The sequence below is a fragment of the Microvirga lotononidis genome (genome assembly GCF_034627025.1).
In the GTDB taxonomy this organism is placed as follows: domain Bacteria; phylum Pseudomonadota; class Alphaproteobacteria; order Rhizobiales; family Beijerinckiaceae; genus Microvirga; species Microvirga lotononidis.
The window spans coordinates 519,720-534,036 of record NZ_CP141048.1; the positions used below are offsets into that span (position 1 = coordinate 519,720).

At 63.2% G+C, this 14,317-nt stretch carries 13 protein-coding genes; 8 read left to right on the forward strand and 5 right to left on the reverse strand.

The features are described from left to right. Nucleotides 1-67: 67 nt before the first annotated feature. Nucleotides 68-943, reverse strand: coding sequence for a hypothetical protein (locus U0023_RS02285; protein WP_009763970.1), 876 nt, complete (start codon nucleotides 941-943; stop codon nucleotides 68-70). A 158-nt stretch (nucleotides 944-1,101) separates the two neighbouring features. On the opposite strand from U0023_RS02285, the gene U0023_RS02290 reads away from it, so the two are divergent. The 3 genes from U0023_RS02290 to U0023_RS02300 all read left to right on the forward strand — a co-directional run bounded on the left by U0023_RS02290 (nucleotide 1,102) and on the right by U0023_RS02300 (nucleotide 4,745). After that, on the forward strand, nucleotides 1,102-1,419 hold the full coding sequence (locus U0023_RS02290; RefSeq protein ID WP_009763969.1) for a hypothetical protein: 318 nt from the start codon (nucleotides 1,102-1,104) through the stop codon (nucleotides 1,417-1,419). A 55-nt stretch (nucleotides 1,420-1,474) separates the two neighbouring features. Beyond that, nucleotides 1,475-3,310: a DEAD/DEAH box helicase gene (locus tag U0023_RS02295; RefSeq protein WP_009763968.1), complete on the forward strand. Its 1,836-nt coding sequence runs from the start codon at nucleotides 1,475-1,477 to the stop codon at nucleotides 3,308-3,310. A gap of 226 nt (nucleotides 3,311-3,536) precedes the next feature. Further along, complete coding sequence (locus U0023_RS02300) at nucleotides 3,537-4,745, forward strand: extracellular catalytic domain type 1 short-chain-length polyhydroxyalkanoate depolymerase (RefSeq protein ID WP_009763967.1); 1,209 nt, start codon at nucleotides 3,537-3,539, stop codon at nucleotides 4,743-4,745. 147 nt (nucleotides 4,746-4,892) lie between these two features. Here U0023_RS02300 and U0023_RS02305 read toward each other — a convergent pair whose 3' ends face one another. Further along, nucleotides 4,893-5,705, reverse strand: a complete 813-nt coding sequence (locus tag U0023_RS02305; protein ID WP_009763966.1) for a DUF1194 domain-containing protein — start codon at nucleotides 5,703-5,705, stop codon at nucleotides 4,893-4,895. A gap of 278 nt (nucleotides 5,706-5,983) precedes the next feature. Between U0023_RS02305 and U0023_RS02310 the strand changes: the two genes are divergently transcribed. Then, nucleotides 5,984-6,223 carry a hypothetical protein gene (locus U0023_RS02310; RefSeq protein WP_009763965.1) on the forward strand — a complete coding sequence of 80 codons (240 nt, stop codon included), beginning with the start codon at nucleotides 5,984-5,986 and terminating at the stop codon, nucleotides 6,221-6,223. A 765-nt stretch (nucleotides 6,224-6,988) separates the two neighbouring features. Here the strand turns inward: U0023_RS02310 and U0023_RS02315 are convergent. Next, nucleotides 6,989-7,474, reverse strand: a complete 486-nt coding sequence (locus U0023_RS02315; protein ID WP_009763964.1) for an HU family DNA-binding protein — start codon at nucleotides 7,472-7,474, stop codon at nucleotides 6,989-6,991. A gap of 412 nt (nucleotides 7,475-7,886) precedes the next feature. Here U0023_RS02315 and U0023_RS02320 point away from each other — a divergent pair, with 412 nt between their 5' ends. The 3 genes from U0023_RS02320 (at nucleotide 7,887) to U0023_RS02330 (ending at nucleotide 11,214) form a co-directional block, all read left to right on the forward strand. Next, nucleotides 7,887-8,783, forward strand: coding sequence for a sugar kinase (locus tag U0023_RS02320; protein WP_009763963.1), 897 nt, complete (start codon nucleotides 7,887-7,889; stop codon nucleotides 8,781-8,783). Between the two features lie 35 nt (nucleotides 8,784-8,818). After that, nucleotides 8,819-9,484: a bifunctional 4-hydroxy-2-oxoglutarate aldolase/2-dehydro-3-deoxy-phosphogluconate aldolase gene (gene eda / locus U0023_RS02325; RefSeq protein ID WP_009763962.1), complete on the forward strand. Its 666-nt coding sequence runs from the start codon at nucleotides 8,819-8,821 to the stop codon at nucleotides 9,482-9,484. Nucleotides 9,485-9,573: 89 nt separating this feature from the next. Then, on the forward strand, nucleotides 9,574-11,214 hold the full coding sequence (locus U0023_RS02330) for an acyl-CoA synthetase (RefSeq protein ID WP_009763961.1): 1,641 nt from the start codon (nucleotides 9,574-9,576) through the stop codon (nucleotides 11,212-11,214). A 10-nt stretch (nucleotides 11,215-11,224) separates the two neighbouring features. Here U0023_RS02330 and U0023_RS02335 read toward each other — a convergent pair whose 3' ends face one another. Continuing rightward, nucleotides 11,225-12,025, reverse strand: coding sequence for an enoyl-CoA hydratase (locus U0023_RS02335; protein ID WP_009763960.1), 801 nt, complete (start codon nucleotides 12,023-12,025; stop codon nucleotides 11,225-11,227). Between the two features lie 194 nt (nucleotides 12,026-12,219). Between U0023_RS02335 and U0023_RS02340 the strand changes: the two genes are divergently transcribed. Beyond that, nucleotides 12,220-12,834, forward strand: a complete 615-nt coding sequence (locus U0023_RS02340; protein ID WP_085985165.1) for a peroxidase-related enzyme — start codon at nucleotides 12,220-12,222, stop codon at nucleotides 12,832-12,834. 5 nt (nucleotides 12,835-12,839) lie between these two features. Here U0023_RS02340 and U0023_RS02345 read toward each other — a convergent pair whose 3' ends face one another. Then, nucleotides 12,840-14,228, reverse strand: a complete 1,389-nt coding sequence (locus U0023_RS02345; RefSeq protein ID WP_009763958.1) for an FAD-binding oxidoreductase — start codon at nucleotides 14,226-14,228, stop codon at nucleotides 12,840-12,842. Between the last annotated feature and the right edge of the window lie 89 nt (nucleotides 14,229-14,317).

Consider the following 14,317-nt stretch of genomic DNA (forward strand, 5'->3'; position numbering starts at 1 on the left):
TCATCGTTGAAGTCCTTGTCCTCCCACCATCCGGCCCGATCCTCGATCGCACCGGACGGAATTTTCTTCAGCCGTGTGGCTCGGCTGAGATCACGAGAAAGGTCGCGTCGTCGTGGGTTTTAACACGAGGATAGGCACCCGCCATGAGGTCGCCCCGCTCCCTTTCCCGCAATTCCTGCATCAGGTCGGCTCCCATGCCCGCCGCGAGCCGGCCATGAAGAGCGCTGTCCGAATAGGCCCCGAACACATCGACGAGCCGCATGAATCCATCTGTCGCCAACACGATCGGGGCGCCCGCCTCCACCTGCGCGTCGAAACGCAGCTCCTGCCCGGCCCACGGGCGGCGCGGATTCACGACCCAATAGCCGTCCGGCCGGTTGAGACTGGCTCGGTTCTCGAGGATCTGGCGCCTGACCGTCTCGGGGATGGACCCCGGCTCGTGCTCCCGGGCCCCGAGCGCCGCCAGCGTCTTCCTCTCGAAGGGTTTTGCCCGTTCGTCGCTCCACCGGACGATGCCGTGCTCGGTGGGCAGGAGGGCGATCACGTCGCCGAGGAAGCGCCCCTGGATGCGGACGCGCCCTCCCTCCCCCGGCATCGTTTCGATGAGGCCGAGGCAGGCGGAGGGTGCCTGATGATCGTCGATGTTCCGGATATGGGCCGTTGCCTCCCGGAAATCCGAATCGATGGCAGCCTCGAGTCTTTGCAGCACCGCGTCGGCGCTCTCGTCCCGGGCGAGGCCCATCAAGCGGCCTCCGACGGTGCCGGCGAGCCAGGCGGCATCGCTTCCCCCTGAGGTGAGCTGCTCATCGGACAGGCCGGTCGCCCCGTCGATGACCCAGGCAAAAGGTCCATGCAGGCCGATCCCGTCCTCGTTGATACGGGAGCCTGGCAGGGAAAGCCGGTCCAGAGACCGGAAATGATAAATGGGACCAGTCGGGTTCACGGCTTAACTGGTCTCATATTGGTCGCTTCGTGTCTATACTGGTCTTAAGTGCTTTTCACATGCTTCGAGAGGCAAAAAAGCCTTCGGAAGGTTAGGTTTGATCGAATTCCGCACCTGGGCGTTAGTGCTTTGATCAACCTGTTGTCGAAGGAAGAGCCATGGTCACATTGGAAATCGACGGCCAGGCCGTTGCCGTGACGAACGCGGACGAGGGGCAAGCCCGCGAACTCTTTTTCAGTGAGAGCTTTAAAGATGACTTAAAGTCGTTTAAGAGCGAGGGCCGATCCCTCTGGGACGGCTCAGCTGCCTTGACGACACGGCCCGCATCGGAACACGAGATCGATGCCTTCTATGAGGCCCTGGACGAAGAGGACGAGGTCGAAGAAGACGACGAAGACTATGACGGCGACCTCGATATCGATGTCGTGTTCCTGGTGTCCATCGACGAAATTGACGACGCCGCCGCCTCCGGCTGATCATCCTTACCGGAGCCCCTAGCAGCCTCCCCCAACACGGTTCAGCCCTATTCACATGCCTTTTCCAACGACCAATCCCAGCCTCGAACGTGCCCTTGCCGACCGAGGCTACAACGATCCGACGCCCGTCCAGGCCGCGGTGCTGGAGCCGGACGCCCGCGACCGCGACCTTCTCGTCTCCGCTCAGACCGGCTCGGGCAAAACCGTCGCCTACGGCCTCGCCATGGCGTCCACCCTCCTGGGCGATGCCGAACGCTTCGACGCCCCGCGCGAGCCCCTGGCCCTGATCATCGCCCCGACCCGCGAGTTGGCCCTCCAGGTCAACCGGGAACTCATCTGGCTCTATGGCCCGGCCGGAGCGCGGGTCGCCTCCTGCGTCGGCGGCATGGACGTGCGCCGGGAGCAGCGGGCCCTGGCAGACGGCTGCCATATCGTCGTCGGGACGCCGGGCCGCCTGCGGGACCATCTGGAGCGCGGGCGCCTCGACACCTCGAAGATGCGCGTCGTGGTGCTCGACGAGGCCGACGAGATGCTCGATCTCGGCTTCCGCGAGGATCTGGAATTCATCCTCGACGCGACGCCCGAGGATCGGCGCACGCTCCTGTTCTCCGCAACCCTGCCGAAAAACATCATCACCCTGGCGCGGCGTTATCAGCGCGACGCGCATCGCATCGACACCCTGGTCGAGAACGAGCCCCATGGCGATATCGAGTATCGCGCGCTCAGGATCGCTCCCAACGAGGTCGAGCATGCGGTCGTCAACGTCCTGCGCTTCTACGAGAGCCGGGGCGCCATGGTGTTCTGCCACACCCGCGAGGCGGTGCGGCATCTGCATGCCAGCCTGATCGAGCGCGGTTTCGCGGCGGTCGCCATCTCGGGCGAGCTGACCCAGAACGAGCGCAGCAACGCCCTGCAGTCGCTGCGCGACGGGCGCGCCCGCGTCTGCGTGGCGACCGACGTGGCGGCCCGCGGCATCGACCTGCCCGATCTGGGCCTGGTGATCCATTTCGACCTGCCGAACGATCACGAGACGCTCCTGCACCGCAGCGGCCGCACGGGCCGCGCGGGCCGCAAGGGCGTCTGCGTGATGCTCGTGCCCTATACGCGCCGCCGCAAGGCCGAGAGGCTGATCGACATGGCCGGCGTCGACGTGACCTGGGCCGGGCCTCCCTCCGCCGACGAAATCCGCCAGCGCGACCGCGAACGGATGATGCAGGATCCGATCTTCTCGGAAGAGGTGACGGACGATGATCTCGCCATGGCGCGGGCTCTCCTGGCGGAGCGCTCGGCCGAGGATATCGCCAATGCCCTGGCGCGCTTCTTCCGCGCGCGCCTGCCCGCGCCGGAAGAGATCGTCGATGCGGGCGCGGACCGCGAGCCGCGCCAGCGCAAGGACAAGCGCGAGCGCCAGGACGAGCGCCAGCGTGGCTTCAAGGAGAGAGGCCGCGGAGCGTCCGACGAGGGCTTCGAACGCTCGTCCGAGGACATGGTGTGGTTCCGCATGAGCGTCGGACGCCGCAACAACGCCGATCCCCGCTGGCTGCTGCCGATCATCTGCCGCCTGGGACACGTGACGAAGAAGGAAATCGGTTCGATCAAGATCTTCGATCGCGAGACAAAGTTCGAGATCGCGAAGTCCCATGCGCCGAAATTCGCCTCGGCCGTCCGCAAGTCCAATGACGAGGACATCCGGATCGAGCCCGCCGACGCCGGACCGGGCAAGGCCCCCGACAGGCGGCCCCGCGAAGGCAAGCCGTGGGACAAGCCGAAGGGCAAGGGCTCCCAGGAGCGAAGCGGACCTCCTCCCTTCCGGGCCGCGAAGGACGGCAAAGGTCCGAAAGATCACAAGCGCCCGAAGGACAGGAAGCGGTCTTTCGACAAGCGCCCCTGATGAAGGAAACAGGCCGGGACATCAGTATGTCCCGGCCTGATCTTTTATGGCGGCAGCCATAACCTTCTGCTTCGGTTGTTTCACGAAACGGCCCAGCTCTCGTGAGGACGGAACGGGAAACCCGTTGTCATGACGCAATGCAACAAGCATATTGTGCATTGCAACATAGACCCCATATGAGGCGTTGACTTTGAGATAACACCTTACCCGAAAGGGCCCAGTCATTATGCAACGCTTAGGGCAAATGATTCGCCAATTGGCACAATACCGCCGTCAGTGGGAAACCGTGATGAATGCGTCGAACGCGGCATCCCCTATCATGGGAAGCCCGTCGGTGCCGACACGGCTGAATGAAGTCACGGAATTCGGCTCCAATCCGGGCAATCTGAGAATGTTGGCTTACGTTCCGGAAAGTCTGCCGCCTTCTCCCGCACTCGTTGTTGTCCTGCATGGTTGCACGCAGACGGCGGCAGGCTACGATCATGGCTCGGGCTGGTCGGCGCTTGCGGATCGCTACGGATTCGTTCTGCTCTACCCCGAGCAGCAGGAGAGCAACAATCCGAAGCGCTGCTTCAACTGGTTTCAGCTCGGCGACATCGAACGGGATCGTGGCGAGGCTCATTCGATCCGGCAAATGGTCGAGCATGCGGTCGAGCAATACGCCGTCGATCGCAGCCGGATCTTCGTGACCGGGCTCTCAGCCGGCGGCGCGATGACCTCGACGATGCTTGCGGCCTATCCGGAGGTCTTCGCCGGCGGCGCCATCATCGCGGGCCTGCCCTATCGCTCCGCCACCAGCATTCCGGAAGCCTTCGAGTGCATGTTCCAGGGCCAGACGCGATCGGCCGAGGAATGGGGCGCCCTCGTGCGCACGGCGTCACCCCACACGGGGCCATGGCCGAAGATCTCCGTATGGCACGGCAGCGCCGATGCGACGGTCAAGCCGATGAATGCGGGCGAAATCATCAAGCAATGGACGAACGTCCATGGCCTGCGCACCGAAGCGAACCGCAGCGACGTCGTCGACGGCTATCCGAGACGCGCCTGGACCAATGACGCAGGCGAAGAGATCATCGAGGAATATGTCATTACCGGAATGGCGCACGGCACGCCCCTCGCTGTCGGCAATGACGAGCACAATTATGGCACGGCGGGCCCCTTCCTGCTCGATGTCGGCATTTCGTCGAGCTACCGGATCGTGAAGTTTTGGGGATTGACGGAGTCTTTGGAAGAGACAGCATCACGTCGGGTTTCGAATGACGCTGTCGCCCGCGATACGGCAGCGACCGTTCATGCGCTCCCCTCCGTGACGGAAGTACCGGATATGGCGGATGCAGCACGCGACGCACCATGGCGTGAGCGGCCGGCGCCGTCTCCTTTGGATATCGGTTCCGTGATCACGAAGGCTCTCAGGTCTGCCGGCCTTATGAAGTAACCGTGGATGAGCCTAGAGCCTCGGACCCAAAAGTGGACACCACTTTTGGGATTCATCCGATGCTCTTTCTCTTGCGTGGCGCATCGGATGAGCCGGAAAACCGGGTCCACTTTTCCGTCCGATGCGCTAGGAGAGTTGAAGCGCCGCTCAGGGCTTCTTCTCCTGGCTCAACAGATCCTCCTGCTTGCGTCTTTCGCCCGTGATGCAATTCATGCTTCCTGATTGAGCCGGGACGATCAAGGGCCGCGGGTCAACAATTCCCGCAACCTCACGCATGATTTTCGTGCGGACGATCATGGCGAACTGCTCGGGATCATGCAGGGGAATCACGAAGGATCCTGCGCCCCCGATCACACATTCCCTGTAGTAGAGATCCAGATCCTCCTGGTCCGCACTGCCGGTACCGCGTCTGAACATGATGGGCAGGCCATTGATGATGATCCCATTCGCAATCGCTTCATCGCGCGCATAGGTGACGTGACGGCCGTCGTTGTTGGGCCCATCGCCGGAGATGTCGATGACGCGGCGGAGCGGCGCTCCTCCCAGTTGCTCGAAGAGCTTGCCGCCTTGATCGATCACGCCCGATATGGAGGTCATCCCCGCTTGCCGAATGGGCTGGTAGGCGAGTTGGTTCGAGAACGACATCGCCTTTTCAGGGCTGTCGATGATCATCCACGGCACGATGACCCGCTGATCCTTGACACCCGACCACTCGACATAAGTCACCGCGATGCGGCCATTCAGGCCGCTCCCGATCGCCTCATGAACGAGAGAGGACCGGAAGGCGTCGATGAAGCCTTCCCGCTGAAGGGTCTGCTCGTCGTTTTCCATGGAGGACGATACATCGACCGCGATCACAAGGGCGACATCGAGCTGGGTTCCCGGAGCGGCTGGACTGGCGGCAAGAACATCGCCGGCCAATAGAAAGAACGCGAGAGTACTCAAAAGCCTATTCGCCATGACCACCTCCGCTCCCGGCACGCGATCGCGGCCAAGATTAGTGTCTGTCAACGTTCCAATCAGGCATTTGATACGCAAATTTTGCCGATAAATCGGCAAATCTACTTGATGCAGATCGTTCCCCGATCCACGAGGACAATAGCAAGACGAGCGATGGCACGGCCGCTCGATCGCGGAAGCCCCCGGAAACACGTAACAAAATCCACCCTCTATACGCAGAGCAGACAGGGGGACTCCGTTCGAGTAATGATTAATTACGCTACGCAAAGGGCAAAACCATGAAACCGGATATGGATCTGATCGGCGCTCTCACCAGCTTCTCCGTCGGCACGCTTGACGGCCGCGACGCAATGATGGTGATCGAACTCGCGACCACGCCCGAGGAATACGAGCGCGGCATCCGCCACCAGATGCCCGTTGCCATGACACCGGAGCACGCGCGAGAGCTCGGCGAGGCCCTGCTTCTCGCAGCAAAGGCGGCTCTGATGGGAGAGGCAGCAAGCTACGCGTTCAACTGATAGACGTCTTCTCCCCGCTAGCGAGGCGCTCATTCGCGCATCAGCGGCATGACCGAAATAAGTTTCGATTGAAATAAGAGTAATCGTGGCAAGCCTCGTCACAGTGAGGGGCGAGTACGACATCGATCAATTGCAAAATACTCGTTAGAGCTGTTCCCATTGGCGTGGGATCATCTCACTTCTTGGCGGAGCCGCATTTTTTGACGGCGGACCGGATCCGCTTCGCCGAAAAAGCTCTAGCGCATCGCTCGCGCTTTGGGACCCGCCCCGAGCGATGCGCCGTCTAAAAGCTTGAGCATCGGACGTGTTTCAAAGATCTGATCACGTCTTGTGTCCCCTGCTCGATCGTCGGATGACACGCCGCGAGGCGGGTGTTCCCCTGCCTCGTCGCATTCGACCGCCATCCAACCATCCATCGGCCGCGATGCCGATGGCATCGATGACGATATGTTCGCTTCGCCAGCAGCGCGCCCGTTGATCGGGATTGCGACGGGCCAACGCGCCGATAGGCGTGCGAGGCCCCACATCGTCCCAAAGGGCGGCCCGCCATCGAATGCATGACATGGCCTCGACCAGAGCAAGAGTCTCCGAGCGAGCCTATGGCAGGGAACTCTGGTTTCATTCTCGATCAGAACGGGACCGGTTCACCGCAGCATCCGGGAACGCGACGCCCTTAGAACGAAAAAGAGCAAGGCGGATGGCCGCCTTGCTCTCTGGTTGGAACTCACCGGGACCCACCTCGGGCGCTGTCCCGTTGGCCTAAGGTTAGATGGATTCCTTGAGATCCTTGGCCGCGCGGAAGGCGATCTTCTTCGAGGCCTTGATCTTCACCGGCTCGCCGGTCTGAGGATTGCGGCCCATGCGCGCGGCGCGCTTGCGCACCTGGAGGATGCCGAGGCCGGTCAGGCGAATCTTGTCGCCCTTCTTCAGGCTCTTGGCGATCATCTCGACAACCTGGGTCAGCATCTCATTGGCCTGGCGCTTGGGAAGCTCGTGCAGTTCGGAGAGCTTCTCGGCGATATGGCGCAGCGTCAGGATCGGGGACGATGCCGAGGAGGAGGCCTTCGCAACCTTCTTCACAGCCGCCTTCTTTGCCGGGGCCCTCGTCGCAGCAGCCTTAGTCGCAGCAGCCTTGCTGGCGGCCTTTGCAGGCGCCTTGGCAGCCTTCGACGATGCCTTCGCTGCAGCCTTAGGCGCCGCAGCCTTCTTGGCCGGGGCCTTCTTGGAAACCTTGGTTGCAGTCTTGGCCATCAGGAACTCCTTATTGTAGATGGTGAATGCATAAGACAGCAGATTCTCAATAACGCTTTCAGCCAAGAATTAAAGATGGCAAAGCCGGGTTTCCGCACAATAGTAAGGGATACTTGTCGATTTCTCGTCAAGAAGCACCCGAATGCTGGTTCCACGGCCCTTTGCAGCGCACTCCGACCTCGAGGCGGCATAGGCATCGAAACGGCTCGAATGCAAAGGGACATCACTGCCAGAACCGCTTTTCGCGTTCGACGCGCGGTCTCCTACGGCCGCCAGACCTCCCCTGCCCCGGAGATTGGATGTTCGTGGATAATTTGGCGGCACCTCCCCTGTCGCAAAATCGCAGTATTCCGGTTATTGAATCGACATAGGGCTCAGGCTCGCCACAATCCGAAGACGCCATGGTGGAAACATGACTCAAGTCGCCTGCATCGGTGAATGCATGATCGAGCTCCGCGAAGAGGCCGACGGCCGTTTATCGAGGGGATACGGCGGCGATACGTTCAATACCGCCGTCTACCTGGCCCGCCTCGGGACGCCGACCGATTACATCACCGCGCTCGGAGACGACAGCTGGAGCGATGAGCTGATCACGGCCTGGAACAAGGAAGGCGTTGGGACACAACGGGTGCTGCGCCTGCCCGGACGTCTCCCGGGGCTCTACATCATCCAGACGGACGCGAAGGGGGAGCGTCGCTTCTCCTACTGGCGCGAAACCGCAGCTGCGCGCCTGCTGTTCCAGGCACCGGAAGCCGCAAGCATCATCGAAGCCATCGGCACATACGATCTCGCCTACCTGTCGGGCATCTCCCTCTCGCTCTACGGAGAGAGCGGGCGAGAGCGCCTGTTCGACGTTCTTCGCAACGCCCGGTCCAACGGCCGACTTGTGGCCTTCGACACGAATTTCCGCCCGCGCGGCTGGCCGGATCCGGACGTCGCACGAGCAGCCTTCCGCGAGGCTTTCGCCTGCGCCGATATCATCCTCGCCTCCACAGAAGACCTCGACCTTCTCTTCGGCAGCAAGGGTGTGGAAGAGCTGCTCGCCTTCTCGGGCAAGGCAGAGATCGTTCTCAAACATCCCGACCTGACCTGCCGCGTCCTGTCGCAAGGTGAGGACATCCTCGTGCCCGGCAAGCCTGCGGAAGACGTGGTCGACACCACGGCCGCCGGCGACAGCTTCGCCGCCGCCTATCTGAATGCGCGCCTGTCGGGCGAGAGCCAGCGTTCCGCTGCGGCGGCAGGCCATCGCCTCGCCGGACAGGTCGTGCGCTATCGTGGCGCGATCATCCCGCGCGAAGCGATGCCATAAGCTTTTCCTCCATCTCCATCCAAGGAGTTCCTCCCATGCCTCAAGACCCGAAGGATCTCGCCAGCGCTCGCAGCAAGACGCTGGCTGACCTCCTCCGCGCCGGTCCCATCGTCCCGGTGATCACGCTGGAACGTGTGGAGGATGCGGTTCCCCTCGCGCGTGCCCTCGTCGCAGGCGGATTGCGCCTGCTGGAAATCACCCTGCGCACTGCCGCTGCGGCAGAATCAGCGGCGGCCATCATCCGGGACGTGCCCGAGGCCATCGTCGGCATCGGGACCGTCCTGACCCCGAAGGATCTGGAGCGCGCGCAGGCCCTCGGCGCGCGTTATGCCTTGAGCCCCGGTGCCACGCCCGACCTGCTCGAAGCGGCGAGCCGGAGCGAGATGCCGTTCATTCCCGGCATCGCCACCGCGTCCGAATTGATGGCGGCTCTCGCCCACGGCTTTCAGACCGTCAAATTCTTCCCGGCCGTCGCATCCGGCGGGATCCCGGCCTTGAAAGCCCTCGCCGGACCGTTCCCGCAGGCGCGCTTCTGCCCGACGGGCGGGATCGACGAGAAGAACGCCCGGGATTGGCTCGCCTTGTCGAATGTCGTGGCCATCGGCGGATCGTGGGTCTGCCAGACCTCCGACATCCGTGCGCAAGCCTGGGGTGAGATCACGGCGAAAGCGCAGCGTGCCATGACGTCGATCAAGGAATGAGCTTCCGCAGGCCATTCAACGGCTGACATTTCGTAGGATTGTCAGCCTCCTCCCTCCTGGCGATACTCGGCAGCGGGGGAGGAAAGCCAATGACCTCAACGATCTACGATACGAACCTCGACAAGAACCCGGCGAATTACCAGCCGCTGACGCCGCTTTCCTTCCTGGAGCGGGCCGCGAGCGTTCATCCGGACCGGACCGCCGTGATCCACGGCCCCCTGGTTCGCGACTATCGTGACTTTTACGCGCGTGCCCGACGGCTTGCGTCAGCGCTTGCCCGGCGTGGAATCGGGCGCGGCGATACGGTCTCGGTCATGCTTCCCAACACCCCTGCCATGCTCGAATGCCATTACGGCGTCCCGATGGCCGGGGCCGTGCTCAATACGCTGAACACCCGCCTTGATGCCAAGATCATCGCGTTCTCCCTGGACCACAGTGAAGCCAAGGTGCTGATCACGGACAGGGAGTTCTCTGCCACCGTCAAGGCGGCGCTGGCGCGATCTTCGGTCAAGCCCCTCGTCATCGACTACGACGATCCTGAATTCACCGGCCCGGGCGAGCGACTGGGTGCCATGGAGTACGAGGAGTTCCTGGCCGAGGGCGATCCCGAATTCGCCTGGAATCCGCCTCGGGACGAGTGGGACGCGATCACACTGAACTACACCTCGGGCACCACGGGCGACCCGAAGGGCGTCGTCTATCACCATCGCGGCGCCTATCTGCTCGCCATGGGCAATATCCTCACGGCCGGCATGGGCCAACATCCCGTCTATCTGTGGACGCTGCCCATGTTCCATTGCAACGGCTGGTGCTTTCCCTGGTCGCTGTCCATCGTCGCGGGCATCCATGTCTGCCTGCGCGCCGTGCGCGCGAAGCCCATGTACGACGCGCTTGCCGACCAAAGGGTCACGCATCTCTGCGGCGCGCCCATCGTCATGTCGACATTGCTCAATGCGCCGGCCTCCGAGAAGCGCCCCCTTCCCCACACGGTCAAATTCCTGACGGCCGCCGCACCGCCGCCGGAAGCGGTGCTCGCAGCCATGAAGGCTGCAGGCTTCGACGTGACGCATCTGTACGGCCTGACGGAGGTTTATGGCCCTGCGGTGGTCAACGAATGGCACGATGAATGGGATGCGCTCGACCAGGGCGGCTATGCGGCCAAGAAGGCCCGTCAGGGCGTGCGCTATCCGGTTCTGGAAGCCCTCGACGTGCTCGACCCGGAAACGATGCAGCCCGTGCCTGCCGACGGGCGAACCCTCGGCGAGGTCATGTTCCGCGGTAACGTGGTCATGAAGGGCTATCTCAAGAATCCCTCCGGCACGGCGAAGGCCTTCGAGGGCGGCTGGTTTCATTCCGGTGATCTCGGGGTGAAGTATCCGGACGGGTATGTGCAACTCAAGGACCGCTCCAAGGACATCATCATTTCCGGCGGCGAGAACATCTCGTCCATCGAAGTGGAAGATGCGCTCTACAGGCACCCCGCCATTCAAGCGGCCGCCGTCGTCGCGATGCCGGACGAGAAATGGGGCGAGACGCCTTGTGCCTTCGTGGAGCTGAGGCCCGATCAGTCAGTCCCGGCGGAGGACATCATCGCCTGGTGCCGCCAGCATCTCGCCTCCTACAAGTGCCCGCGCACCGTGATCTTCACGGAGCTGCCCAAGACCTCCACGGGCAAGATCCAGAAGTTCCAGCTGCGGGAGATGGCCAGGGCTCATAAGGCGGCAGGGTGATCACGAGCGATCACCGCCCCTTCCACACGGGCTTGCGCTTCTCGATGAAGGCGTCGATGCCCTCGGCGGCATCGTCCGCCATCATGTTGCAGGCCATGACGTCGCCCGCATAGGCATAGGCCTCCTCCAGGCTCATGGAGCGCTGCCGGCCGAACATGGCCTTGCCCGTCCGGATCGCCACGGGGCTCTTGGCGCAGATCTCCGCCGTCAAGGCGGCGACGGCATCATCCAGCTCGGCATCGGGCGCCACTCTGCTGATGAGCCCAAAGGACAGGGCTTCGGAGGACGAAATGAAGCGTCCCGTCACCAGCATGTCGAAGGCATGCTTGGGCGTGATGTTGCGGGACAGCGCGACCGCAGGCGTGGAGCAGAACAGCCCCACGTTGATGCCCGAGACGGCAAAGGTCGCGCTCTCGGCGGCAACCGCCAGATCGCAGGACGCGACCAGCTGGCAGCCCGCCGCGGTTGCCATGCCGTGCACACGGGCGATCACCGGAACGGGCAGCTTGACGATTCCCTGCATCACCCGGCTGCACTGCGCGAACAGCGCCTGATAATACTCCTGACGCGGATTGGCCCGCATCTGCTTGAGGTCGTGCCCTGCGCAGAAGGCCTTGCCGGAGGCGGCAAGAACAACGCAGCGCACCGCTTCGTCGTCCCTCAGGTCGTCCAACGCCTGCTGAAGCGCCGACAGCATTTCCTCGGACAAGGCGTTGAACTGGGCCGGGCGGTTGAGCGTCAGCGTCACGACACCGTCCCGCTCGTCGCGCAGCAGAATGTCATTGCTGGAAACGGCCTGCTGGGCACTCATCGGCATTCTCCTCCGGATCCCTCCTGAAGCATCGGACCCAAAAGTGGATTTGCACTTTTCGGGCTGGATCCGACGTTTCCTCTATAGAAGAGAGCATCGTGCGGAAAACCGGTTCCACTTTCCGCGCGATGCTCTTGCGCATTGTGAGCAGGATCCAACCTGAATAAGCTCAGTATGGCAACAAGACCCTTGGAATGCCACCTCCTGGCCGGGTCCGAACAACAAGAGGTGCCATCGTGAGCAATTCGCCCATCAGCCGTTTTCCCGTTCCCGAGATCGCCGACCTGCCGGAGGATATCCGCACGCGGATCCTGGCGGTTCAGGAGAAGTCGGGCTTCGTGCCGAACGTCTTTCTCGTGCTGGCCCGCCGCCCGGACGAGTTCCGCGCCTTCTTCGCCTATCACGACGCCCTGATGGACAAGCCCGGCAATCTCACGAAGGCCGAGCGAGAGATGATCGTGGTGGCGACGAGCAACGCCAACCAATGCCAATATTGCGTCGTCGCCCACGGGGCCATCCTGCGGATCCGGGCCAAGAATCCGCTGATCGCCGACCAGGTCGCGATCAATTACCGCAAGGCCGACATCACGCCGAGACAGAAGGCGATGCTGGATTTCGCCATGAAGGTCGCGCTCGAGGCACACTCGGTCGGCGACGCGGACATTGCCGCGCTAGGCACCCTTGGGTTCTCAGAGGATGATGTATGGGACATCACGGCGATCGCGGCATTCTTTGCCATGTCCAACCGCCTCGCCAACGTCACCAGCATGCGGCCGAACGACGAGTTCTATTCGCTCGGCCGGGGGTGAGGCGCTCAGGCTGAGAGCACCTTGCCCGGATTGAGCCGGTTGTCGGGATCGAGCGCCCGCTTGATCGTCCGAGCGAGATCCATCTCGGGCGCGGCGCGATAGCGCGCCAGCTCGCCCACGCGGTACTGGCCGATGCCGTGCTCCGCCGAGATGCTTCCGCCGAAAGCCGCCACCACATCGTGCACGATCCGGTTCACGTGGCTGGCATCATGTCTCTCGTCGACGAGGACATTGTAGTGGATGTTGCCGTCTCCGAGGTGTCCGAAGGCGTTCACGCGCGTGCCCGGTGCGCCGGCCGCGAGCGCCTCCCCGGCCTCGATGAGGAAGCGCGGAACCTCCGTGAGCGGCACGGAGACATCGTGCTTCACGCTCTTACCCTCCCGCGCCTCGGATTCCGTGACATGCTCCCTCAGCGCCCACAGCTGGCTGGCCTGAGCTCCTGATTCGGCGATGACGCCATCGAGTGCCATCCCTTTTTCGAACGCCGCCCCCAGCATGGTCTCGGCAGCCTCCCGCAGGCCTGCGAGGCTGGAAGCCGCTTCGATGAGCACGAACCATTCGCCCTCTGCGATGGGCGCTTTCAAGCCGGCGTGCTTGGCGACAAGCTGCATGGAGGTGGCCGAGATCAACTCGAAGGCCGAAATCTGGTCGCCCAACTCGTCCTGGGCGAGCTCCAGAAGGCGTAGGGCGGCCGCGGGGTCCGCGACCGAGAGCAAGGCCGTCACCGAGTGTTTGGGCCGCGGCAGAAGCCTCAGGACGGCCGCCGTGACGATCCCGAGCGTCCCCTCGCTGCCGATGAAGAACTGCTTCCAGTCGTAGCCCGCATTGTCCTTTCGCAGCTTCCGCAGCCCGTGGACGATCGTGCCGTCGGGCAGAACGACCTCGAGGCCGAGCACGAGGCTGCGGGTCATGCCGTAGCGCAGGACGTTCACGCCACCCGCATTGGCCGCGATCACGCCGCCGATGGTGGCCGAGCCCTCCGCCGCCAGGCTGATCGGCAGCAGGCGCCCGGCGGCGCCGGCGGCATCCTGAGCGACTTTCAGGATGCACCCGGCCTCGGCCTCGATCGTCAGGCCGACCGGATCGACGCTGCGAATGGCGGCCATGCGATTGAGGGACAGAACGACCTGCGTGCCTGACGCATCCGGGACCGCTCCACCGGCGAGCCCCGTGTTGCCGCCCTGCGGAACGATGGCGGCCCCGGCCTCGCGGCAGATCTGCACGATCCGGGCGACCTGCTCGACTGAGGACGGACGGACGACACAGGCGGGCTTGCCCGGAAAGAGCCTGCGCCAGTCGATCGCATAGGGCTCGAGATCCGCCCCTTGCGTGATGACGGCCGCAGGGCCGAGAAGGCTCGTCAGGCGCGGCAGCAGGTCCGTCGCGTTGGTCATGGAAAAATCCCTCGCGGTTTCAGCACCGCTCCTGACCGATCAGGACGCAATCGTCAACGTGGCATGCGCGAGGGATATTCGGACAAATC

Excerpts from the sequence above, each read along its gene's own strand:
- U0023_RS02290 (WP_009763969.1), top strand. The coding sequence starts at position 1,102 with ATGGTCACATTGGAAATCGACGGCCAGGCCGTTGCCGTGACGAACGCG.
- U0023_RS02295 (WP_009763968.1), top strand. The coding sequence starts at position 1,475 with ATGCCTTTTCCAACGACCAATCCCAGCCTCGAACGTGCCCTTGCCGAC.
- U0023_RS02300 (WP_009763967.1), top strand. The coding sequence starts at position 3,537 with ATGCAACGCTTAGGGCAAATGATTCGCCAATTGGCACAATACCGCCGT.
- U0023_RS02305 (WP_009763966.1), bottom strand. The coding sequence starts at position 5,705 with ATGGCGAATAGGCTTTTGAGTACTCTCGCGTTCTTTCTATTGGCCGGC.
- U0023_RS02310 (WP_009763965.1), top strand. The coding sequence starts at position 5,984 with ATGAAACCGGATATGGATCTGATCGGCGCTCTCACCAGCTTCTCCGTC.
- U0023_RS02315 (WP_009763964.1), bottom strand. The coding sequence starts at position 7,474 with ATGGCCAAGACTGCAACCAAGGTTTCCAAGAAGGCCCCGGCCAAGAAG.
- U0023_RS02320 (WP_009763963.1), top strand. The coding sequence starts at position 7,887 with ATGACTCAAGTCGCCTGCATCGGTGAATGCATGATCGAGCTCCGCGAA.
- eda (WP_009763962.1), top strand. The coding sequence starts at position 8,819 with ATGCCTCAAGACCCGAAGGATCTCGCCAGCGCTCGCAGCAAGACGCTG.
- U0023_RS02330 (WP_009763961.1), top strand. The coding sequence starts at position 9,574 with ATGACCTCAACGATCTACGATACGAACCTCGACAAGAACCCGGCGAAT.
- U0023_RS02335 (WP_009763960.1), bottom strand. The coding sequence starts at position 12,025 with ATGAGTGCCCAGCAGGCCGTTTCCAGCAATGACATTCTGCTGCGCGAC.
- U0023_RS02340 (WP_085985165.1), top strand. The coding sequence starts at position 12,220 with ATGCCACCTCCTGGCCGGGTCCGAACAACAAGAGGTGCCATCGTGAGC.
- U0023_RS02345 (WP_009763958.1), bottom strand. The coding sequence starts at position 14,228 with ATGACCAACGCGACGGACCTGCTGCCGCGCCTGACGAGCCTTCTCGGC.